This window comes from Streptomyces sp. NPDC002044 (assembly GCF_040296725.1).
GTDB classification, from domain to species: domain Bacteria; phylum Actinomycetota; class Actinomycetes; order Streptomycetales; family Streptomycetaceae; genus Streptomyces; species Streptomyces antarcticus.
Map to the genome: position 1 here is coordinate 15,072 of NZ_JBEOXU010000043.1, position 21,468 is coordinate 36,539.

Sequence of the window (21,468 nt, forward strand, 5' to 3'; positions counted from 1 at the left end):
GTCAGGCCGTGGGCGCCGGTGCGCCCTGCGCCTGGATGGCGGTGATGGCCACGGTGGTGACGATGTCCTGCACCAGCGCGCCGCGCGAGAGGTCGTTGACCGGCTTGCGCAGCCCCTGGAGCACCGGGCCGACCGCGACGGCGCCCGCCGAGCGCTGCACGGCCTTGTAGGTGTTGTTGCCCGTATTGAGGTCGGGGAAGATCAGTACGGTCGCCCGCCCGGCCACCTCGGACCCGGGCAGCTTGGTCGCGGCGACCGAGGGCTCCACGGCCGCGTCGTACTGGATCGGACCCTCGATCAACAGGTCCGGGCGCTGGGCCCGGACGAGTTCGGTGGCCTTGCGGACCTTGTCGACGTCCGCGCCCGAGCCCGAGGTGCCGGTCGAGTACGAGAGCATCGCGATCCGCGGTTCGACGCCGAAGGCGGCGGCGGTGGCGGCCGACTGGACGGCGATGTCCGCGAGCTGCTCGGCGTCGGGGTCCGGGTTGACCGCGCAGTCCCCGTAGACGAGGACGCGGTCGGCCAGGCACATGAAGAACACCGAGGAGACGATGGACGCCTCCGGCTTCGTCTTGATGATCTCGAAGGCGGGGCGGATGGTCGCGGCGGTGGAGTGCACCGCCCCGGAGACCATGCCGTCGGCGAGGCCCTCTTGCACCATCAGCGTGCCGAAGTAGTTCACGTCGGTGACCACGTCGTGGGCGAGCTCGACGGTCATGCCCTTGTGGGCGCGGGCCTCGGCGTAATAGGCGGCGAACCGTTCCCGCAACGGGGACTTCGCCGGGTCGATGAGCTGCGCGGCCGAGATGTCGATGCCGAGGTCGGCGGCCTTCTTCAGGATCGCCGGCTCCTCGCCCAGCAGGGTCAGGTCGCAGACCCCCCGGCGCAGCACCACGTCCGCGGCGCGCAGCACGCGCTCCTCGGTCCCCTCGGGCAGGACCACGCGGCGCCGCTCGGAGCGGGCCCGCTCCAGCAGCTCGTGCTCGAACATCATCGGGGTGACGCGTTCCGAGCGGGCCACCGACAGCAGGTCGCGCAGTTCGGCGGTGTCCACGTGCCGCTCGAAGAGGCCGAGCGCCGTCTCCAGCTTGCGCGGGGTGGCCGAGTTCAACCGGCTCTGCAGCGAGAAGAGTTCGGCCGCGGTGGGGAAGCTGTTCCCGGCGACCGAGACGACGGGGGTGCCCGGGGCCAGCTTGGAGGCCAGCGTCAGGATGTCCGGGCCCGGGCGCTCGTTCAGGGTCAGCAGCACCCCGGCGATCGGCGGGGTGCCGGAGGTGTGCGCCGCGAGGGCGCCGATGACCAGGTCGGAGCGGTCCCCGGGGGTGACGACCAGGCAGCCGGGGGTCAGGGCGTTCAGGAAGTTCGGCAGCATGGCGCCGCCGAAGACGAAGTCCAGCGCGTCGCGGGCGAGCCCGGCCTCGTCACCGAGGAGCACCTCGCCGCCGAGCGCCCGGGTGATCTGGGCGACGGTCGGGGCCGACAGGGACTTGTCGTCCGGCAGCACGTAGCAGGGGACCGGGAGGCGGGCGGCCAGCCGCTCGGCGATCGGCTCGCGGTCCTCGGCGGCCACCCGGTTGACGATCATCGCGACGACGTGGCAGCCCAGCGACTCGTACGCGCGGTAGGCGTTGCGGGCCTCGGAGCGGACGGCCTCGGCGGCGTGCCGGGTGCCGCCCACCACGGGGACGACGACCGCGCCCAGCTCGTTGGCGAGGCGGGCGTTGAGCGCCAGCTCGTCGGGCAGGTTGGTGTCGGCGTAGTCGGTGCCGAGGACCAGCATGACCTCGTAGTTCCGGGCCACCCGGTGGTAGCGGTCCACCAGCTGCGACACCAGCTCGTCGGTGCCCTTCTCGGCCAGGATGGCCGAAGCCTGCTGGTACTCCATGCCGTAGGCCGTCGAAGCGTCCTGCTCGATCCGGTAGCGGGCCTTGAGGAGGTCGAAGAGCCGGTCGGGGCTGTCGTGGAGCAGGGGGCGGTAGACGCCCACCCGGCCCGTCTGCCGGGTCAGCAGCTCCATGATCCCCAGCTCGACGACCTGACGGCCGTCCCCCCGCTCGATACCGGTCACGTACACGCTGCGCGTCACGCGTGCTCTCCGTCCATGTCAGTGGCTGGTCCGTCCGAAAGCGCGGGCGCGAGCGGATGCGGATGCTGGTGCGGGCGCCGCCCCACCGCGGCGGCCGGCGAGCGGGTCGAGCGGGTCCAGGGCGTGATTGACCCGGTTGGTAAGGGCTTGCCCCCTTGACAATACCTCTGCGGATGGATAGGGCGCCCGCCAGGCAAAAGGGCTGCCCAGAGGGGTCGAAAGGCCCCCGGACCGGAGTGGCACACAGCGCGCCGTACCCCCCGGACGTGGAACAATCGGACACGCTTCACCCATACGCCCTTCATATGTACGGCCGTCCGCCCGCACGCGGAAGGCACTGGTACGACCAGGAGCAGGAGACACAGCACGATGCGTATCGGAGTTCTCACCGCAGGCGGCGACTGTCCGGGCCTCAACGCTGTCATCCGGTCGGTCGTACACCGCGCCGCAGTCGGGCACGGGGACGAGGTCATCGGCTTCGAGGACGGTTTCAAGGGCCTCCTCGACGGCAACTTCCGCCCCCTCGACATCAACGCCGTCAGCGGCATCCTCGCCCGCGGCGGCACCATCCTCGGTTCGGCCCGCATGGAGCGCGCCCGCCTTCACGAGGCCGCCGAGAACGCGCAGGAACTGGCCACGCGCTACGGCATCGACGCCCTCATCCCGATCGGCGGCGAGGGCACCTTGACCGCCGCCCGGATGCTGTCGGACGCGGGGATGCCGGTCGTCGGCGTACCGAAGACCATCGACAACGACATCTCCTCCACCGACCGCACCTTCGGCTTCGACACCGCCGTCATGGTCGCCACGGAGGCCATCGACCGCCTCAAGACCACCGCCGAGTCGCACCAGCGCGTGATGGTCGTCGAGGTCATGGGCCGCCACGCCGGCTGGATCGCGCTGGAGTCCGGCATGGCCGGCGGCGCCCACGGGATCTGTCTGCCGGAGCGCCACTTCGAGGTGGACGCCCTGGTGAAGATGGTGGAGGAGCGCTTCGCCCGCGGCAAGAAGTTCGCCGTGATCTGCGTCGCCGAGGGCGCGCACCCGGCCGAGGGCTCCATGCCGTACGAGAAGGGCGCGATCGACCAGTACGGTCACGAGCGCTTCGCCGGCATCGGCAACCGCCTCGCCGTCGAGCTGGAACGGCGCCTGGGCAAGGAGGCGCGCCCGGTCATCCTCGGCCACGTCCAGCGCGGCGGCACGCCGACCGCCTACGACCGCGTCCTCGCGACCCGCTTCGGCTGGCACGCGGTGGAGGCCGTCCACCGCGGCGAGTTCGGCAACATGACCGCGCTGCGCGGAACCGACATCGTGATGGCCCCGCTGGCCCACGCGGTCACCGAGCTGAAGACCGTGCCCGAGGAGCGGATGTACGAGGCCGAGTCGGTGTTCTAGGCGCGGCCCGGCCCCGGTCTGCCGCGGCGCGGGACCGTCCGGGACCTCCGGCCCCACTTGCGCGACCGAACGGCCCCGGTCCGCTCCCTCGTGGGACGGGCCGGGGCCGTTCGCCGCAGCGCCGGGACCGCCCGGATGTGTCCTACGCCGCACGCCCCGCGAGGTCCCAGAACCGCCCGACGATCTCGGCCAGGAACTCCCGGCCCGCGTCGCCCGCCCCGGCCGAGCCCCCGGCGCCGCCCCAGCTCAGGGTCGCCACCATCCGTGACTGGTAGTCCCCGTGCAGCCGCTCCAGTACCTGTTCCAGGTGGGCCCGGGGGATCGGCAGCATCTTGGACAGCGGCTTCACGTACGCCTGCCAGCGGGTGGTGACCGCGCTGCGCAGGACCTCGGCGAGCTCCTCGTCCTTGCCCGTGGCCGTCACGAACTGGGCCAGCGTCAGCCCCAGCACCATCGCGAGGGCCGCGGACTGCCGCTCGTTGCCCTTCCAGCGTCCGGTGTCCTCCATCTTCTGGTACGCGTTCGCGTCGAGGCCGACCCGCCGGGCCAGCTCCTCGGCGGCCAGCCCCCTGGACATCCGGTGTTCGCGAAGGCTGACCGGTTCCGCGATCAGCTCCCCGGGGGAACACCACAGGACACCGGCGAGAGCCGTCAGCTCGGCGGAGGTGGGCGAAATCTCGCCACGTTCCCAGGCCATCACGGTCTCGGGCGCGACAAGCAGTCCGTACTGGGCGCGCAGGCCATAGGCGACGTGGCCGGGCGCCATGCCCAGGGCCGCGCGGAGACGACGCGCGGCGGGGGCATTGAAAGGTGGGCTGGAGTGCACACGGCACACCGTAGAAGTGGCCAGGCCGCTGCGCCTACAGACCAAACAAACAAGCCCATAACTCGTAGGAACGTCCTAGGGAGTTAAGGGCATTCGTCGGTTTTCTCAGCGACTGTCCGGTATCCGGTACAGCGGAAGATCCACTGCCACCACAAGGTTTCAGCCAGAACCCGTCGGCGCAAGTCCCGTGACGCCTTCCACCCGGCCCTTGCCCTGACGTCGGCGTCAAGGAATACGGTCGGCCCATGCGCATCGGCGAACTGGCGGAGCGGGCCGGGACCAGCACCCGGACCCTGCGGTACTACGAGTCACGGGGCCTGCTGACCGCCCGGCGGGCCGGCAACGGCTACCGCACCTACGACGAGGACGACCTGCGGCTGCTGCGCGAGATCCGCACCCTCCAGGACTTCGGATTCGAGCTGGAGGAGACGCGGCCCTTCGTGGACTGCCTGCGCGCCGGGCACCCCGCCGGGGACTCCTGCCCCGCCTCGCTCGCCGTCTACCGGCGCAAGCTCGCCGAGCTGGACGCCCTGATCGGCCGGCTGGGCGGCGTACGGGACCAGGTGGCCCGCCAGCTGGCGACGGCCGACCGGGCTGCCCCCGGGCCCGGTACGGACGGGCCGCCGGCCCCGCGCTGCGAGATGACCGGATGACGGATGCGGATGACCGGATGACCGGATGACGACGACGAACAGGAAAGAGGGACCCGGCATGAGGGCTCACGGCGTGGACCAGGTGACCGACGAGGGCTTCGACGCCCAGGTGCTCGGCGAGCGGGGCAGGCTCGTCCTCGTGGAGTTCACGGCGGACTGGTGCGGCCCCTGCCGCCAGCTCGCCCCCGTGCTCTCCGCGATAGCCGCAGAGGAGGCGGACCGGCTCAAGGTGGTGCAGATCGACGCGGACACCAATCCCGCGACCCTCGCGCGGTACGGGGTGCTGTCCATGCCGACCCTGATCGTCTTCCGGAACGGCGAGCCCGTACGCCAGATGGTCGGGGCCCGGGCCAAGCGCAAGCTGCTCCTGGAACTGGAGGAGCACCTGGCCGGGGCCCCCGCCGCTAGTGCCGTGGCCTGAACCAGACCGTCGCCAGCGGCGGCAGGGTCAGCCGCAGGCTGGCCGCCCGCCCCTGGGCCGGCACCGGTTCCGGGCGCAACGGCGCCGTGTGGTGGATGCCGCTGCCCCCGTATCGCTGCATGTCGGTGTTGAGGACCTCCTGCCACAGCGGGACCTCCTGCGGCACGCCGATCCGGTACCCGTGCCGGACCACCGGGGAGAAGTTCGACACCGCCAGCAGCTGCGAGCCGTCCTGCGCGTACCGCAGGAAGGCGAAGACGTTGTCCTCGGCGGCGTCGGACTCCACCCAGGCGAAGCCCTCCGGGACGCTGTCGCGCTCCCACAGCGCGGGCGCAGCCGCGTACGTGTGGTTCAGGTCGCCCACCAGGCGGCGCACCCCCTGGTGGTCCTCGGCCGCCGGGTAGGAGCTGTCGAGCAGCCACCAGTCCGGCCCGTACATCTCCGACCACTCCGACCCCTGGGCGAACTCCTGCCCCATGAAGAGCAGTTGCTTGCCCGGGTGGGCCCACATGAACCCCAGGTACGCCCGGTGCGCGGCCCGCTTCTGCCACCAGTCCTCGCCGGGCATCTTCGACACCAGCGACGCCTTGCCGTGCACGACCTCGTCGTGCGAGATCGGCAGGACGTAGTTCTCGCTGAACGCGTAGACCATCCCGAAGGTCATGTCGTGGTGGTGGTACTTGCGGTGCACCGGCTCCTTCGACATGTACCGCAGGGTGTCGTTCATCCAGCCCATGTTCCACTTCAGCCCGAAGCCGAGCCCGCCCGCGTCGGTGGGCCGGGTCACCCCCTCCCAGGCCGTGGACTCCTCCGCGATCGTCACCACGCCCGGGCAGCGCCGGTACACCGTGGCGTTCATCTCCTGGAGCAGCGCCACCGCGTCGAGGTTCTCCCGCCCGCCGTGCTCGTTGGGCGCCCACTCGCCCTCGGTGCGCGAGTAGTCGAGGTACAGCATCGAGGCCACCGCGTCCACGCGCAGTCCGTCGACGTGGAACTCCTCGCACCAGTACACGGCGTTCGCGACGAGGAAGTTGCGGACCTCCTTGCGGCCGTAGTCGAACTCCAGCGTCCCCCAGTCCGGGTGGGCGGCCCGCCTCGGGTCGTGGTGCTCGTACAGGGGCCGGCCGTCGAACTCGGCGAGCGCCCAGTCGTCGCGCGGGAAGTGCGCCGGCACCCAGTCGACGATCACCCCGATCCCGGCCTGGTGCAGCGCGTCCACCAGGAAGCGGAAGTCGTCCGGCGATCCCATCCGGGAGGTCGGCGCGTAGAACCCGGTGACCTGGTAGCCCCACGAGCCGCCGAAGGGGTGCTCGGCGACCGGCATCAGCTCCACGTGCGTGAAGCCGAGCTCCTTCACGTACGCCGGGAGCTGCTCCGCGAGCTGCCGGTAGGAGAGCCCCGGCCGCCAGGACGCCAGGTGCACCTCGTAGACCGAGAACGGCGCCTGGTGCGGCGGCCGCGCGCCGCGCCCGGCCATCCACCGCGCGTCGTTCCACTCGTACGCCGAGACCGTGACGACGGAGGCGTTGGCCGGCGGGACCTCCGCCGCCCGGGCCATCGGGTCGGCGCGCAGGGTGTGGCTGCCGTCGGGCCGCGTGATGTCGTACTTGTACAGCGTCCCGGCGCCGACGCCCGGCAGGAACAGCTCCCACACACCGGTGGAGCCGAGCGAGCGCATCGGATAGGCGACCGAGTCCCAGTACGAGAAGTCCCCGGCGACGCGGACGCCCTGGGCGTTCGGCGCCCACACCGTGAAGCGGGTGCCGGCCACCCCCTGGTGCTCCATCGGCCGGGAGCCCAGCGCCGTCCAGAGCTCCTCGTGCCGGCCCTCGCCGATCAGGTGCAGGTCCAGCTCGCCCAGCGCCGGCAGGAACCGGTACGGGTCGTGGACCTCGATCTCGTCGCCGTCGTACGCCACCAGCAGCCGGTAGTCCGGCACCTCGGCGAGCGGCAGCAGCCCCGAGAACAGCCCGTCCCCGTCGTCGAAGAGCTCGGCCCGCAGCCCCTTGGCGACGATCGTGACCGCCTTGGCGTAGGGGCGCAGCACCCGGAAGGAGACGCCGCCGCGCTGCGCACGGGCGCCCAGCACCCCGTGCGGGTCGTGGTGGCGGCCCTCCAGCAGGCGGCCCCGGTCCCCGGCGCCCCGGGCGGGCGCCGGCCGGACCCCGTGCGCGGGGGCGGCCCGGCGGGCGCGGGGGGTGCGGGGCTTTCTCGCGGCCGGGGCCAAGGCCCCGGATTCGTCGCGGACGGTCGGTGACGGCTGTCGTGCGGCGCTCACGCGAGCGGCCTCCTCGGGGGCTTCTGATGGGGGTGCGGGGAGAGGGAGCCCGGTGCGGCCGGGGTCGGCGGCACGCGGTGGGCGGGGCGGACGGGCTCCGAGAGCCGCCGGATCGCGGCCATCGGGACGTGCAGCCAGTCGGGGCGGTGCCGGAACTCGTAGCGGGCCTCGTACACCGCCTTGTCGGTCTCGTACGCCCGCAGCAGCACCGGGTCCTCCCGGGGGTCGCGGCCGGTGGTGCGGGCGTAGCCCTCGCAGAAGGCGGCCCGGCAGTCGTCCGCCCAGGCGGGGGCGAACGGCCGGTGCGAGCGGGCGGCGTAGTCGAAGGAGCGCAGTATCCCGGCGATGTCGCGCACCGCCGGTTCGGGACGGCGCCGGTCGGCCAGCGGCCGGGCCGGCTCGCCTTCGAAGTCGATCAACGACCACGAGCCGTCGAGGGTGCGCAGGGTCTGCCCCAGATGGAGGTCCCCGTGGATCCGCTGGGCCGACACCCCCGCCCCCCGGGAGGCGGCCAGGGCGTCGAAGGCACCCCGCAGCCCCGCCTCGAACGTCCGCAGCGCGGGCACCTCCCGGGCGGTGGCGGCCAGCCGCGCCGTCATCCCGGCGGCCAGCCGGGCGGTCTGCTCCGGGCCGAGCGCGACGGTCGGCAGCGCCGCCGCGAGCGCGCTGTGGACCTCGGCGGTGGCCCGGCCGAGCGCGTGCGCCTCGGTGGTGAAGTCGGCTCCGGCGGCGAGCCGGCGCAGCGCGAGCTGCCAGCCGTCGTCGGAGCCGCGCAGGTACGGCTGCAGGACGCCCAGGGTCAGCGGCTCGCTGCCGGGCAGCTCGGCCTCGTACCAGGCGACCGGCGCCGGGACGCGGGCACAGCCGGCGGCGGCCAGCGCTCTGGGCAGCTCAAGGTCCGGATTGACCCCGGGGCCGACCCGGCGGAACACCTTCAGGATGTACGAATCCCCGTAGATCAGCGAGGAGTTGGTCTGCTCGCCGGACAGCGGACGGGGCGTCAGCCCGGCCGGGATCGGCGCGTCCGGGTCCCGGTCGAAGCGGAGCGGTCCGAGCGCGCCGGGGGAGCGCAATCGTTCCAGCAGCATGGAGGCGAGCCGGGGATCGCCCAGCGCCTCGTAGACCGCCCTGCCCGCGTACGGGCCCTCCTCGGCGTGGCCGATCAGCGCGGGCGCGAGCGCGGGCGGCAGGGACGGGCGTACGCCCAGCAGCAGTTGGTAGCAGTCCCCGTCCACGTCGAGGAGCAGGTGCAGCAGCCCGGGGGTGGACCCCGGGGGGAGCAGCTCGGCGGCCGATACGGCCCTGAGCCTGGTGATGGACCGGCCCTTGCCCGCGAACCAGCGCTGCGCGGGCAGCCAGGCCCTGAGCATCGGTTCCAGCGGGCCGATCCCGGTGGCCCGGTCGGCCGTCAGCCGACTCCGGGCGGATGCTGCCTCCGACATGGCGTCGCGTCCTTTCCCCGGGCCGTCACAGAATGCGCAGAGTGTCCCGGATGTGCGGCAGTTGCTTCTCCCGTATGTGCGAGTGTCGGGTCAGGATGATCCGTACAGGGGCGGGCGATTGACCCATTCGCGTGCCGCCCGCCCCGTTCTCGGGCCCGGTTCGCCTGTGGCCGGCTACTGCTCGGCGCGCAGTTCGGTGCGTGTCTCGTTGCGGAGGCGGAACCAGTAGAAGCCGTGTCCCGCCAGGGTCAGCAGGTACGGCCATTCGCCGATCGGCGGGAACCGCACGTCACCCGTGAGCTCCACCGGGACCCGTCCGTTGAACGAGCGCAGATCCAGTTCGGTGGGCTGCGCGAAGCGCGAGAAATTGTGCACGCACAGCACCAGGTCGTCCCCGTGTTCACGGAGGAATGCCAGGACCGCCGGGTTCGACGACGGCAGTTCCGTGTACGAGCCCAGTCCGAAGGCGGGGTTTGCCTTGCGGACCTCGATCATCCGGCGGGTCCAGTGCAACAGCGACGAGGGCGAGGCCATGGCCGCCTCGACGTTGGTGACCTGGTACCCGTGGACCGGGTCCATGATGACCGGCAGGTTCAGCCTGCCCGGATCGCAGGAGGAGAAACCGGCGTTCCGGTCCGGGGTCCACTGCATGGGCGTGCGCACGCCGTCGCGGTCGCCGAGCCAGATGTTGTCGCCCATGCCGATCTCGTCGCCGTAGTACAGCACCGGGGAGCCCGGCAGCGACAGGAGCAGGGCGGTGAACAGCTCCATCTGGTTGCGGTCGTTGTCCAGGAGCGGGGCGAGCCGGCGCCGGATGCCGATGTTGGCCCGCATCCGCGGGTCCTTGGCGTACTCGGCGTACATGTAGTCGCGCTCTTCGTCCGTGACCATTTCGAGCGTCAGCTCGTCGTGGTTGCGCAGGAAGATGCCCCACTGGCAGCGCTCCGGGATGGCCGGGGTCTTGGCCAGGATCTCGGAGACCGGGTAGCGGGACTCCCGCCGCACGGCCATGAAGATGCGCGGCATGACGGGGAAGTGGAACGCCATGTGGCACTCGTCCCCGCCCTTGGAGAAGTCGCCGAAGTAGTCGACGACGTCCTCGGGCCACTGGTTGGCCTCGGCGAGCAGCACGGTGTCCGGGTAGTGCGCGTCGATCTCGGCGCGGACGGCCTTGAGGAGGGTGTGGGTGCGCGGCAGGTTCTCGCAGTTGGTGCCCTCCTCGGCGTACAGGTAGGGCACGGCGTCGAGGCGGAAGCCGTCGATGCCGAGGTCCAGCCAGAACCGGAGCGCCGAGACGATCTCCTCGACCACGGCCGGGTTCTCGTAGTTGAGGTCCGGCTGGTGCGAGAAGAAGCGGTGCCAGTAGTACTGCTTGCGTACGGGGTCGTACGTCCAGTTCGAGGTCTCGGTGTCGACGAAGATGATGCGGGCGTCCTGGTACTGCTTGTCGTTGTCGGCCCACATGTAGTAGTCGCCGTACGGACCCTCGGGGTCCTTGCGGGACTGCTGGAACCACTCGTGCTGGTCGCTCGTGTGGTTCATGACGAAGTCGATGATCACCCGCATGCCGCGCTGGTGCGCGGCGTCCACGAACTCGACGAAGTCGGCGAGGTCGCCGAATTCGGGGAGCACCGAGGTGTAGTCGGAGACGTCGTAGCCTCCGTCGCGGAGGGGTGAGGCGAAGAAGGGCGGGAGCCAGAGGCAGTCGACGCCGAGCCACTGGAGGTAGTCCAGCTTGGCGGTGAGCCCCTTGAGGTCTCCCACGCCGTCGCCGTTGCTGTCGTGGAAGGAGCGGACGAGGACTTCGTAGAACACCGCCCGTTTGAACCAGTCGGGATCGCGGTCCTTGGCGGGGGTGTCCTCGAAGGTGTCGTGGACGGGATCGTTGATCATCATGTGGTGGGTGACCCTCCGGTGGGCGGGGACGGTCGCAGAGCGGCCAGCACGTGCGCGGGCGTACGGCCCGGCTCTAGGCGCACGTAGTTCGCCCTGCCCCAGTGATAGGTCTCGCCGGTGAGCTCGTCGCGCACAGCGAGGGACCCGTGCCAGTCGAGGCCGAGTACCGGCATGTCCAACGAGACCGTCGCCTCCTGGGTGTGGTGCGGATCGAGGTTGACGACCACCAGTACGGAATTGGCTCCCGCGTGCTTCGAATAGGCGATCACCTGTTCGTTGTCGGTCGAATGGAAGTGGATGTCGCGCAGCTGCTGGAGTGCGGGGTTGTTGCGGCGCACCCGGTTCAGCGCGGTGATCAGCGGGGCGATGCTGCTGCCGTCGCGGTCCGCGGCCGCCCAGTCGCGTGGCCGGAACTCGTACTTCTCGGAGTTCAGGTACTCCTCGCTGCCCGCCCGCACCGGGGTGCCCTCGCAGAGCTCGTACCCGGCGTAGACGCCCCAGGCGGGGGAGAGGGTGGCGGCGAGGATCGCCCGTACCTCGAAGGCCGGGCGGCCGCCGTGCTGAAGGTACGCGTGGAGGATGTCGGGGGTGTTGACGAAGAAATTCGGCCGCATGACGGAGGCCGACCGGGTCCCCGACAGCTCGGTCAGGTACTCGGTGAGCTCGGCCTTGGTGTTGCGCCAGGTGAAGTACGTGTACGACTGCTGGAAGCCGACCGCCGCGAGCGCGCGCATCATCGCCGGGCGGGTGAATGCCTCGGCAAGGAAGATCACATCCGGGTCCGACTTGTTGATGTCCGCGATCACCTTCTGCCAGAAGACGACAGGCTTGGTGTGCGGGTTGTCGACGCGGAAGATCCGGACGCCGTGCTCCATCCAGTGCCGCAGGATCCGCACCGTCTCCCGGACGATGCCGGCCATGTCGGTGTCGAAGTGGACCGGGTAGATGTCCTGGTACTTCTTCGGCGGGTTCTCGGCGTACGCGATCGTCCCGTCGGCGCGGTGGCGGAACCACTCCGGGTGCTTCTCCACCCAGGGGTGGTCGGGGGAGCACTGGAGGGCGAAGTCCAGCGCGATCTCCAGCTCCAGTTCGCGGGCGCGTGCCACGAAGGCGTCGAAGTCCTCCATGGTGCCGAGGTCGGGGTGGACGGCATCGTGCCCGCCCTCCGTGGAGCCGATCGCCCACGGCACACCCGGATCCCAACTCCCTGCCGACAGCGTGTTGTTGGGGCCCTTGCGGTACGTGGACCCGATCGGGTGGATCGGCGGCAGGTACACCACGTCGAAGCCCATGCCGGCGACCGCGGGCAGCCGCTCGGCGGCCGTGCGGAAGGTCCCGCTGACCGGAGCCGCGCCCGGTTCGAGCACGGCTCCCTCCGAGCGGGGGAACATCTCGTACCAGGAGCCGAAGAGGGCCCGCTTGCGCTCGACCAGCAGGGCGAGCGGCTTCGCGGCGGTCACCAGCTCGCGGTACGGGCGCTTGGCGAGCGCGGCGTCCACGGCGGGGCCGAGGGCGGCCGCGTACCGCTCGGCGGCGGGCCGGTCCTCGTCCCGCAGGACGTCGGCGGCGGCCAGCACGGCCAGGCGGCCGTCCCGCTTGGGCATCTTGGCGCCGGCCCGGGCGAGCAGCTCGGCGCCCTCCAGCAGCACCAGCCCGGTGTCGATCCCGGCGGGGATCTTGATCGCCGCGTGGGCCCGCCAGGTGGCCACCGGGTCGCTCCACGCCTCGACGGTGTACGTCCACCTCCCCTCGACCTCGGCGGACACCCGGGCCCCCCACCGGTCGGTGCCGGGGGCCAGCTCGCGCAGGGGCACGGGGGGCCGCAGCCGCCCGCTCGGATCTCTGAGGACGACGTGGGCTGCCACGGCGTCGTGTCCCTCGCGGAACACGGTGGCCGAGATCTCGAAGACCTCGTCCACCACCGCCTTGGCGGGTCTGGCGCCGCAGTCGACGGCGGGGCGGACGTCCAGCACGGGAATGCGACCGATCATGATGGGATCACCTGGGGGCAGTTCGCAGGGCTTGGTGACGACAGGCCAGCCGGTATCACGGCTGGTAGTGCACGCTCTGTTCGCTCTGTTTCTAGCCGCTCGGAAGACGGCTGGGCTGCGGGCATGGCCGCTCCTGTCCGCGTTCACTCGGGTGGCGGGGAGAGGGTGGGGGCGGGTGCGCCGTGCGGGTACCACACGTACCCGGGGAGCCCTTCCCACTCTGACCCCGCCCAACCCGGGCGGTCGGTTAACTACTCGTACGTAGTGAGCACCGGCTGTACCGGGCCCCGGCCCGCGCCCTCCGAGGCTCCGTCAGCTCACGGAAGGCCGGAGGATGGACGCCGGGACACCGCCTGTCAGACCCGTCCCACGGGTCCCGCGTGCGGGCGGGGGCCGGACCTGCGATCACCGCTCTCACGGACACGGTCGTGGGCCCCTCCTCCCGGACCCTGCTGCCTGGAGCCGCGGGCGGCGCGAGCGGCGCACGCGGCGGGCGGGGGCATCGGGGGCGGAGGCGGCCTTGCGGGCCCGCGTGGCCGGCGTACGGCCGTACCGTCGCGACGACACCCTGGTCTCCTCCTCGGTTTCCCCCGTGGGTGCCGCGCATTCGCCCCCGCCCCAACTCGGCCGGTTCCCGACGCCGGTCCGGCGTCGGCGGGGCGGGGGCGCCATGGCCGAGGCGGCATGGCCGGGAGGCGTTCGGATCGCTAGCCTTCCCGGGGTGATGCGCGGGTGCACAGCGTGGTGCGGCCGCTCCGATCCGCAATCCCCTGCGAAGGTGGAACGTGTGAAGGCTATCCGTCGGTTCACCGTGCGCCCCGTCCTCCCGGAGACCCTGCTGCCGCTCACCGACCTCGCGCGCAACCTGCGCTGGTCGTGGCATGCCGAGACCCGCGAACTCTTCCAATCCGTCGACCCCGAGGGCTGGCAGGCCGCCGGCGGCGACCCCGTCCGGCTGCTCGGCGCCGTCTCCGCGGCCCGGCTCGCGGAACTGGCGGCCGACCGCCGGTTCCTGCGGCGCCTCGCCGTCGTCGCCGCCGACCTCGACGACTACGTCAACGGCGGGAGGTGGTACCAGGGGCAGGAGGCCGCGGGCGGTCTGCCCGCCGGGATCGCCTACTTCTCCCCCGAGTTCGGGATCACCGCCGCCCTGCCCCAGTACTCCGGCGGCCTCGGCATCCTCGCCGGGGACCACCTCAAGGCCGCCAGCGACCTCGGCGTTCCGCTCATCGGCGTGGGACTGCTCTACCGCCACGGCTACTTCCGCCAGTCGCTCTCCCGCGACGGCTGGCAGCAGGAGCACTACCCCGTACTCGACCCCAACGAGCTCCCCCTCGACCTGCTGCGCCAGGAGGACGGCTCCCCGGCCCGGGTCTCGCTGACCCTCCCCGGCGGCCGCGCCCTGCACGCGCACATCTGGCAGGCCCGCGTCGGCCGCGTACCGCTGCTGCTCCTCGACTCCGACGTCGAGGACAACGACGTGGCGGCCCGCGAGGTGACCGACCGGCTCTACGGCGGCGGCAGCGACCACCGCCTGCTCCAGGAGATGCTGCTCGGCATCGGCGGCGTGCGCGCGGTGCGCGCCTACTGCGCGATCAGCGGCCACCCCGACCCCGAGGTCTTCCACACCAACGAGGGCCACGCGGGCTTCCTCGGGCTCGAGCGCATAAGGGAACTGGAGCGCGAGCGGGGCCTCGGTTTCGACGCCGCCGTCGAGGCGGTGCGCGCGGGGACCGTGTTCACCACGCACACCCCCGTCCCCGCGGGCATCGACCGCTTCGAGCGGGGCCTGGTCGCCCGGCACTTCGGGGACGGCGGGGAACTGCCCGGCGTACCGGTCGAGCGGATCCTGGAACTGGGCGCCGAGTCGTACCCCGGCGGCGACCCCGGGGTGTTCAACATGGCGGTCATGGGGCTGCGCCTGGCCCAGCGGGCCAACGGGGTGTCCACCCTGCACGGCGCGGTCAGCCGGGAGATGTTCGCCGGCCTGTGGCCCGGATTCGACCCGGCCGACGTCCCCATCACCTCGGTCACGAACGGGGTGCACGCCCCGACCTGGGTGGCCCCCGAGGTGGTCCGGCTCGGTGCCCGGCAGATCGGCGCCGGCCGCACCGAGGACGCCCTGTCCGTCGGCGGCTCGGCCCGCTGGGACGCCGTCGCCGACATCCCCGACCAGGACGTGTGGGACCTGCGCCGGGTGCTGCGCGAGCAACTGGTCCAGGAGGTGCGCGACCGGCTGCGGGCCTCGTGGCTCCAGCGCGGCGCGGCCGAGGCCGAGCTGGGCTGGGTGGATTCCGTGCTCGACCCGGATGTGCTCACCATCGGCTTCGCCCGGCGCGTGCCCTCGTACAAGCGCCTGACGCTGATGCTGCGCGACCCGGACCGGCTGCGCAGGCTGCTGCTGGACCCGGAGCGGCCCGTGCAGATCGTCGTCGCGGGCAAGGCGCACCCGGCCGACGACGGCGGGAAGCGCCTGGTCCAGGAGCTGGTGCGGTTCTCGGACGACCCGCGGGTGCGCCACCGGATCGTGTTCCTGCCCGACTACGGCATGGCCATGGCGCAGAAGCTGTACCCGGGCTGCGACGTGTGGCTCAACAACCCGCTGCGCCCGCTGGAGGCCTGCGGCACGAGCGGGATGAAGGCCGCGCTGAACGGCTGCCTCAACCTGTCCGTCCTGGACGGCTGGTGGGACGAGTGGTTCGAGCCGGACTTCGGCTGGGCCATCCCGACCGCCGACGGCCTCGGCGCGGACGAGGACCGGCGCGACCACCTGGAGGCCAATGCCCTCTACGACTTGATCGAGGGCCGGGTCGCGCCCCGGTTCTACGACCGGGTCGGGCGCGGCGGGCTCCCGGTGCGCTGGATCGAGATGGTCCGCCGCACGCTGGTGTCGCTCGGGCCGAAGGTGCTGGCGGGCCGGATGGTGCGGGAGTACGTGGAGCGGCTGTACGCGCCGGCCGCGCTCGCCCACCGGGCGCTGACCCCGGACGCGGCGCGGGACCTCGCCTGGTGGAAGGGGCGGGCCCGGGCGGCCTGGCCGCGGGTGGCCGTCGAGCACGTGGAGGCCGTCGCCGCGGCTCCCGTGAACGGGACCGCCGAACTCGGCGCCACGCTCACCCTGCGCGTGCGGGTGGCGCTGGACGCGCTCACGCCCGAGGACGTGGAGGTGCAGGCCGTCGCGGGGCGGGTGGACCCGCAGGACGTGATCCGCGACGGGCGGGCCTTCCCGCTCAAGCCGGCCGCCGGCCCCGACCTGGAGGGCCGCTGGGTGTACGAGGGCCCGCTCGCCCTCGACCGTACGGGTCCCTTCGGCTACACCGTGCGGATCCTGCCCACGCATCCGCTGCTGGCCGTCCCGGCCGAACTGGGACTGGTCGCCGGACCGGTGGACACCGACGCGGGGGGCGGCGTACTGCTGCGCTGACCCGGCCCGGCCGGCTCCCCCCGGGGAGCCGGCGGTTCAGGGGGCGGGCGGGGTTCAGGGGGCGGGCGGCGGGTCGACCAGCCGCCCGTCCTCCACGAGCATCCCGGCCCGCTTGATGTTCCGCAGGGTCGGGATCAGCTCGACCTGCTGGATGCCGGGCACCGCGCCGATCCGCTCGGTGAGGTACGTGTAGAGGGCGTCGGTGTCCCGGCACACCACCACCGCCATCAGGGAGGCCGCCCCGGTCACGGCCGCCGCGAACGGCACCTCCGGATGGCTGCCGATCGCGGCCCCCACCTCCGCCAGCCGGGCCGGCGGGACCGTCAGGACCAAGGTGGCCTCCGCCTCGTAGCCGAGGTGGGCCGGGACGATCTCCACGTCGAAGAAGACCGCCCCCGCCTCCCGCAGCCGCTCCAGGCGCCGCCGCGCGGTGGACTCCGAGAGGCCGGTGGCGCGGGCCAGCTCCGGATACCCGGCGCGGCCGTCCTGGCCGAGCACCGCGAGCAGGGCGAGTTCCGTGTCGTCCAGGGCGTACCGCTCCGGGCCGGGCTCCACCGGCGGCCGCTCCAGGGCGGCGATCTGGTCCGGGCGCAGCACGTCCAGGCCGGCCCACGCCTCCGGCCCGCCGAAGAACTTCCGCAGGATGGTGTGGGCGGCGATGCCGGTCACCCGGCGGGTGCGCGGCAGCTTCTCCAGCAGCAGGATGTCCCGGTCCTGGCGGGTGCGCGCCCGGGTCATGCACTGGATCTCCGTACCGCCCGAGTTCAGGGTCACCCACGCGATGTCCGGGCGGCGGGCCAGGGCCTCCGCCACCGGCAGCGCCGCGTCCGGGGCGCACTGGACGCGCAGCCAGGACTCGAACAGGCCGACCCGGCGGCCCAGCGGCAGGGCGACCACGCGCACCAGGCCGGTCGTGCGCAGCCGGCGGTAGCGGCGCACGACGGTCTGGTCGGAGACCTCCAGCACCTGCGCGAGCCGTGCGAAGGAGGCCCGGCCGTCGAGCGTCAGGGCCTGGATGAGGGCGCGGTCGAGCTCGTCCAGCGGGCCGCCGTGCGGGGCCGGGTGCGGGGTCGGGGGCGGCGTCGGATGCATGGTTTCCATCATTCCAGACGCCTGCGCCACCGGAATCCGGCAGCGCGAACACGCTGGTTAAGGGGTGCGGCCGGTGCGCTGAGACCTTGAAGGGGTCGCCGGACCGATCCGAGGCCCGCCGCCACCACCCCCGCACCCCCAGAAGGGTCCCCGCCATGCGCAAATGGCTGCCGTTGACCGCGGTCTGCCTCGGGGCGTTCATGCTGCTCGTGGACGTCACGATCGTCACCGTCGCCCTGCCGGACATGTCCGCCGACATGGACACCGGCTTCGCCGGCCTCCAGTGGGTCATGGACGTCTACGCCCTGGCCCTGGCCGCCCTCCTGCTCGGGGCGGGTTCGCTCGCCGACCGGATCGGGCGCCGCCGCGTCTACCTCGGCGGGCTCGGCCTGTTCGCCGCGGCCTCGCTGGCCTGCGGCCTGGCCACCGGCCCGGCCGAGCTGATCGCCTTCCGCGCCCTCCAGGGCATCGGCGGCGCCGCCATGTTCGCCACCACGATGGCCCTGCTCAGCGGGGCGTACCAGGGCCGCGACCGCGGCGTGGCCTTCGGCGTCTGGGGCGCGGTCAACGGCGCCGCGGCGGCGGCCGGACCGATCGTCGGCGGGCTGCTCACCGAGCAGTTCGGCTGGCGCTGGATCTTCTTCATCAACCTGCCGCTGTGCGCGCTGGCCGTCTGGGTCACCCTCAAGGCCGTCGCCGAATCGCGCGACCCGCACGCCAAGGGGCTGGACCTGCCCGGCATGACCACCTTCACCGCCGGGGCCGCGGCCGTCACGTACGCCATGATCCGCGTCGGCGAGAACGGCTGGAGCTCGCCCGCCACCCTGGTGCTCCTCGCCCTGGGCGCGGCCGCCTTCGGGGCGTTCGTCCTCGTCGAGCTGCGCAGCTCCCGTCCGATGCTGGACCTCTCCCTCTTCCGCAGCCGCACCTTCGTCGCCGTCATGGCCGCCGGACTGCTGCTGTCCGGGGCGGCGTTCTCGTACCTGATGTACGTCTCCCTGTGGCTGCAGTCCGCCGAGGGGATGAGCCCGGTGGGGGCGGGCCTGGTGCTGGTGCCGCTGAGCGCCGCCGCCTTCCTGGTCTCCGCGGTGGCCGGGCGGCTGCTGCACGGCGCCCCTGCGCGGCTGACCATCGGCGGCGGACTGCTGCTGATCGGCGTCGGCGCGCTGCTCCAGGGCTGGATGCTGGACGCGGGCGACGGCTGGTCCGCCCTGGTCCCGGGGCTGCTGATCACCGGGGCCGGGGTGGGTACGGCGACCCCGGCGCTGGCCGCCACCGCGATGGGCGCGGTGGCCCCGGCCCGCGCGGGCATGGCGGGCGGCGCCCTGAACACCGCGCGCCAGCTCGGCACGGCGCTCGGCATCGCCGTGCTCGGCGCGGTCTTCCATGCCGGGCTGCGCTCCGGCCTGGGCGAGGCCGGCCACGGGTTGTCGGAGCCGCTGGCCTCCGGCGGGGCCGGGCAGCTGCTCGCCGCCGCTCCGGCGGGCGCGGCGCACGAGACCCTGGCGGGCCTGGTGGACGCGGCCTTCGCGAGCGGGCTGCGGGAGACGTTCCTGGCCTCGGGGGTGATGGGCCTGGCGGGCGCGCTGGCGGTGTTCCTGCTGATCCGCCGCCCGGCCGCGGTGCCGCCGTCGGCCGGTACGGTCCCGCCGGCCCGTACGGCGGGCGCTCCGGCACCGGCGCCGAGGCAGTGACGAAGGGGCCGTGAGGCCGGGGTCCCGCCGCACGGCCTGCGGCGGGCCCCGCCCTCACGGGTGAACCTTCGAACGCACTGTGCATGGCGAACCGGTCCAGCGGCCCGGTCCGCTCCTACGCTGCCCGCGGACGCCACCGGACCCGGCGTCCCGGCAACCGCGGAACCCGAGGAACGGACCACCCCATGCGTCTTCGCACCACCGCCGTCGTGTTCGCCGGCGCCCTCGCCCTCGTCCTGCCCCCCGCCGGCCCGGCGTCGGCCGACGACGGCGGCCGGAACCTCGGCGTACTGGACTACCGGTACAGCGAATAGGACGGCGACGACCGCAGGGGGCGGATCCGCCCCGCGGACAACGACACCTGCTACCTGCTGACCGGGACCTCCCGGCGGGGGCCGGCCGTCGAGGTGCGCAACGACACGGAGTCGCTGGCGCTGCTCTTCGACAACGCCGGCTGCGCGGGCAAGGCGGCGAAGGTGCTGAAGCCGGGCGAGCGGGCGCGGAACGTGGAGGTCGTGGCGGCCTTCTTCCGGCCGGCCGACGGCCACGACCACGGCCGTCCGGGCGGCGGCCGCGACGAACAGGTCCGCGAGGACGCGGAGGAGGGCTTCCTGGCCACGGTCTCGCGCCGCACCGGCTGACCGGGAGCGCCCCGGCGCGTCAGCCCGTCCGGTCCGGCGGCGCGGCGCCGCCCCCGGCCCCCGCCGCCAGCCACCGCACCACGTCCGCCGCCGTGTACGGCCCGGCGCCGGGGGAGAGCCGCGGCAGGAACGACAGGTCCTGGCCGATGGTCACGAGCGGGGGTTCCACCCGCCCCCCGGGCCGCCGCTGGGCCAGCCCGATCGTGGCGAGCAGGCCGTTGCACAGGCACCGCCGGCCCTTCGCGTCGGCGGGGTCCCCGCCCTTGCGCACGTACGCCGCCACCGGCTCGGCCGCGCACCGGTAGGCCAGACCGCGCGGGCCGCGCACCGGCGTACGGAGGAAGCCCAGGTCGCAGACCCGGCGCCGGGCCTCGGCGACCTCGGGGTCGGAGACCGTACCCGGCAGTTCCGCCACCTTGAAGGGGAACGAGGTGGGCGAGGCGTCGGGGTCGTTGCGGACGGTGAGGGTGCCCGAGCGCGCCCGGTCCAGCAGCTCCCGGCGCAGGGGGCGGGCCATCCCCGACTCCTCGCACAGGGCGAAGGCGCTGCCGACCTGGACCCCGGCCGCCCCCTGGGCCCGGGCGGCGGCGACCGCCTCGGGGCTCGCCTGGCCGCCGGCGAGCCAGAACGGCAGCCCGAGCGCCGCCATCCTGGCGAGGTCCGGCCGGTCGCGGGGCCCGTAGACCGGCTCGCCCCGCTCGTCGAGCCGCATCGGCCCGCGCGGCGGGGCGCTGTGGCCGCCGGCCCCGCTGGTCTCGATCACGAAGCCGTCGGGGCGGGTCGCCTCGTCGCGGGCCAGGTAGGCCGCGAGCACCGGCAGCGACACGATGGCCAGTACCTCCGGGCGGCGCAGCGGGCCCGGGAGGTGCCCCGCCAGCAGGGCCGCGGGGTCGAAGAGCTGGTCGAGCGGTTCTTCCGAGCCCTCTACGGAGATCCGGGTGACGCAGCGTTCGTAGCGCGCCAGCCGTGTGGCGAGGGCAGGGATCTGGCCGGGGACTCCCGCGCCCACGAGCACGTGGTCGACGCCTGCCAGGATCGCGCCGAACAGGGCGGGGGCGGTGGCCAGCTGGATCTTCTCCAGGTAGTTGACGCCGACGAGGCCATCGTGTCCCTCCTTCGCGAGCCACACCTCGGCGAAGTTGCCGAGGACGGTGAGGATTTCGGCCTGGGCCCCGCCGGTGGCGCGCAGCCGCGGCGCGGTCCGCAGGGGCGTGCCCGCGTCGAGACCGCCCTCGCGGAAGTAGCGGTCGAGCGCGGTCCGCGCGAGGTCGGGGTGCGGGAAGGCGGCCAGGGCGCGGCGGGCGTGTCCGCCCGGGTCGCCGGTCTGCAGGACGCGGGCCAGGACGACGTCCAGCGCGGTTCCGGAGACCACTCCGAGCTGGCCCTCCAGGGACACCGCCCTGGCCAGCCGCCAGCCGGAGACCCCGACGCCCATGCCGCCCTGGATCAGCCAGGGCCGCCGCGGGGCGGGGACGGTCGCGGGGGCGGGCGGCGCGGGGGTCCGCGGCACAGGAGTCTGCGGCATGGGGCACGTCCTCGGAATCACCCGGACCTACGGTTCCGTAGGTTCGCTGGACTCCACTATCCCCCCGCCGCGGCCGCGCGCACGGCGCCGAAGGTCCCGGCCGT

General features: G+C 73.2%; 15 protein-coding genes. 7 read left to right on the plus strand and 8 right to left on the minus strand.

The genetic code is table 11. From position 1 onward, the window contains the following. Nucleotide 1: 1 nt before the first annotated feature. On the minus strand, nt 2-2,086 hold the full coding sequence (pta, locus tag ABT106_RS13885; protein ID WP_351276324.1) for a phosphate acetyltransferase: 2,085 nt from the start codon (nt 2,084-2,086) through the stop codon (nt 2-4). Nucleotides 2,087-2,455: 369 nt separating this feature from the next. On the opposite strand from pta, the gene ABT106_RS13890 reads away from it, so the two are divergent. Next, nucleotides 2,456-3,481, plus strand: coding sequence for an ATP-dependent 6-phosphofructokinase (locus ABT106_RS13890; protein WP_351276326.1), 1,026 nt, complete (start codon nt 2,456-2,458; stop codon nt 3,479-3,481). A 142-nt stretch (nt 3,482-3,623) separates the two neighbouring features. On the opposite strand, the gene ABT106_RS13895 is transcribed toward ABT106_RS13890, so the two are convergent. Continuing rightward, the gene (locus ABT106_RS13895; protein WP_502979351.1) at nt 3,624-4,316 is read right to left on the minus strand and encodes a helix-turn-helix domain-containing protein; all 693 of its coding nucleotides are present in this window, start codon (nt 4,314-4,316) and stop codon (nt 3,624-3,626) included. Between the two features lie 236 nt (nt 4,317-4,552). Between ABT106_RS13895 and ABT106_RS13900 the strand changes: the two genes are divergently transcribed. Both ABT106_RS13900 and ABT106_RS13905 read left to right on the plus strand, forming a co-directional pair. Continuing rightward, nucleotides 4,553-4,960, plus strand: a complete 408-nt coding sequence (locus ABT106_RS13900) for a MerR family transcriptional regulator (RefSeq protein WP_351276330.1) — start codon at nt 4,553-4,555, stop codon at nt 4,958-4,960. Between the two features lie 58 nt (nt 4,961-5,018). Next, nucleotides 5,019-5,381, plus strand: coding sequence for a thioredoxin family protein (locus ABT106_RS13905; RefSeq protein ID WP_351276332.1), 363 nt, complete (start codon nt 5,019-5,021; stop codon nt 5,379-5,381). Here the strand turns inward: ABT106_RS13905 and glgB are convergent. The 4 genes from glgB to ABT106_RS13925 form a co-directional block, all read right to left on the minus strand. After that, nucleotides 5,365-7,659: a 1,4-alpha-glucan branching enzyme gene (gene glgB, locus ABT106_RS13910; protein WP_351276334.1), complete on the minus strand. Its 2,295-nt coding sequence runs from the start codon at nt 7,657-7,659 to the stop codon at nt 5,365-5,367. The two genes, ABT106_RS13905 and glgB, sit on opposite strands and share 17 nt — an antisense overlap. Next, complete coding sequence (locus tag ABT106_RS13915; RefSeq protein WP_351276336.1) at nt 7,656-9,101, minus strand: maltokinase N-terminal cap-like domain-containing protein; 1,446 nt, start codon at nt 9,099-9,101, stop codon at nt 7,656-7,658. Before ABT106_RS13915 ends, glgB begins: the two co-directional genes overlap by 4 nt. A gap of 174 nt (nt 9,102-9,275) precedes the next feature. After that, the gene (gene treS / locus ABT106_RS13920; protein ID WP_351276338.1) at nt 9,276-10,997 is read right to left on the minus strand and encodes a maltose alpha-D-glucosyltransferase; all 1,722 of its coding nucleotides are present in this window, start codon (nt 10,995-10,997) and stop codon (nt 9,276-9,278) included. Beyond that, nucleotides 10,994-12,988: an alpha-1,4-glucan--maltose-1-phosphate maltosyltransferase gene (locus tag ABT106_RS13925; RefSeq protein WP_351276340.1), complete on the minus strand. Its 1,995-nt coding sequence runs from the start codon at nt 12,986-12,988 to the stop codon at nt 10,994-10,996. The genes treS and ABT106_RS13925 overlap by 4 nt, the downstream gene beginning before the upstream one ends. Nucleotides 12,989-13,775: 787 nt before the next feature. Here ABT106_RS13925 and glgP point away from each other — a divergent pair. Then, nucleotides 13,776-16,412: an alpha-glucan family phosphorylase gene (glgP, locus tag ABT106_RS13930; RefSeq protein WP_351276342.1), complete on the plus strand. Its 2,637-nt coding sequence runs from the start codon at nt 13,776-13,778 to the stop codon at nt 16,410-16,412. A 54-nt stretch (nt 16,413-16,466) separates the two neighbouring features. On the opposite strand, the gene ABT106_RS13935 is transcribed toward glgP, so the two are convergent. Continuing rightward, nucleotides 16,467-17,504: an Lrp/AsnC family transcriptional regulator gene (locus ABT106_RS13935; RefSeq protein WP_351276344.1), complete on the minus strand. Its 1,038-nt coding sequence runs from the start codon at nt 17,502-17,504 to the stop codon at nt 16,467-16,469. A 155-nt stretch (nt 17,505-17,659) separates the two neighbouring features. Here ABT106_RS13935 and ABT106_RS13940 point away from each other — a divergent pair, with 155 nt between their 5' ends. From ABT106_RS13940 to ABT106_RS13950, 3 genes are all read left to right on the plus strand, one after another. Then, nucleotides 17,660-19,198: an MFS transporter gene (locus ABT106_RS13940; RefSeq protein ID WP_351276346.1), complete on the plus strand. Its 1,539-nt coding sequence runs from the start codon at nt 17,660-17,662 to the stop codon at nt 19,196-19,198. A 185-nt stretch (nt 19,199-19,383) separates the two neighbouring features. Next, nucleotides 19,384-19,512, plus strand: coding sequence for a hypothetical protein (locus ABT106_RS13945; RefSeq protein WP_351276348.1), 129 nt, complete (start codon nt 19,384-19,386; stop codon nt 19,510-19,512). Between the two features lie 93 nt (nt 19,513-19,605). Beyond that, entirely contained in the window at nt 19,606-19,839 is a 234-nt protein-coding gene (locus ABT106_RS13950) for a hypothetical protein (RefSeq protein ID WP_351276350.1), read from the plus strand. A gap of 19 nt (nt 19,840-19,858) precedes the next feature. Here ABT106_RS13950 and ABT106_RS13955 read toward each other — a convergent pair whose 3' ends face one another. Continuing rightward, nucleotides 19,859-21,364: a nitronate monooxygenase gene (locus tag ABT106_RS13955; protein WP_351276352.1), complete on the minus strand. Its 1,506-nt coding sequence runs from the start codon at nt 21,362-21,364 to the stop codon at nt 19,859-19,861. Nucleotides 21,365-21,468: the final 104 nt, after the last annotated feature.

Bases quoted from the DNA above. Each gene is read 5' to 3' on its own strand.
- ABT106_RS13900 (WP_351276330.1), top strand. From the start codon at position 4,553: ATGCGCATCGGCGAACTGGCGGAGCGGGCCGGGACCAGCACCCGGACC.
- ABT106_RS13945 (WP_351276348.1), top strand. From the start codon at position 19,384: ATGCGTCTTCGCACCACCGCCGTCGTGTTCGCCGGCGCCCTCGCCCTC.
- ABT106_RS13890 (WP_351276326.1), top strand. From the start codon at position 2,456: ATGCGTATCGGAGTTCTCACCGCAGGCGGCGACTGTCCGGGCCTCAAC.
- ABT106_RS13905 (WP_351276332.1), top strand. From the start codon at position 5,019: ATGAGGGCTCACGGCGTGGACCAGGTGACCGACGAGGGCTTCGACGCC.
- ABT106_RS13940 (WP_351276346.1), top strand. From the start codon at position 17,660: ATGCGCAAATGGCTGCCGTTGACCGCGGTCTGCCTCGGGGCGTTCATG.
- treS (WP_351276338.1), bottom strand. From the start codon at position 10,997: ATGATGATCAACGATCCCGTCCACGACACCTTCGAGGACACCCCCGCC.
- ABT106_RS13915 (WP_351276336.1), bottom strand. From the start codon at position 9,101: ATGTCGGAGGCAGCATCCGCCCGGAGTCGGCTGACGGCCGACCGGGCC.
- ABT106_RS13935 (WP_351276344.1), bottom strand. From the start codon at position 17,504: ATGCATCCGACGCCGCCCCCGACCCCGCACCCGGCCCCGCACGGCGGC.
- ABT106_RS13955 (WP_351276352.1), bottom strand. From the start codon at position 21,364: ATGCCGCAGACTCCTGTGCCGCGGACCCCCGCGCCGCCCGCCCCCGCG.
- ABT106_RS13925 (WP_351276340.1), bottom strand. From the start codon at position 12,988: ATGATCGGTCGCATTCCCGTGCTGGACGTCCGCCCCGCCGTCGACTGC.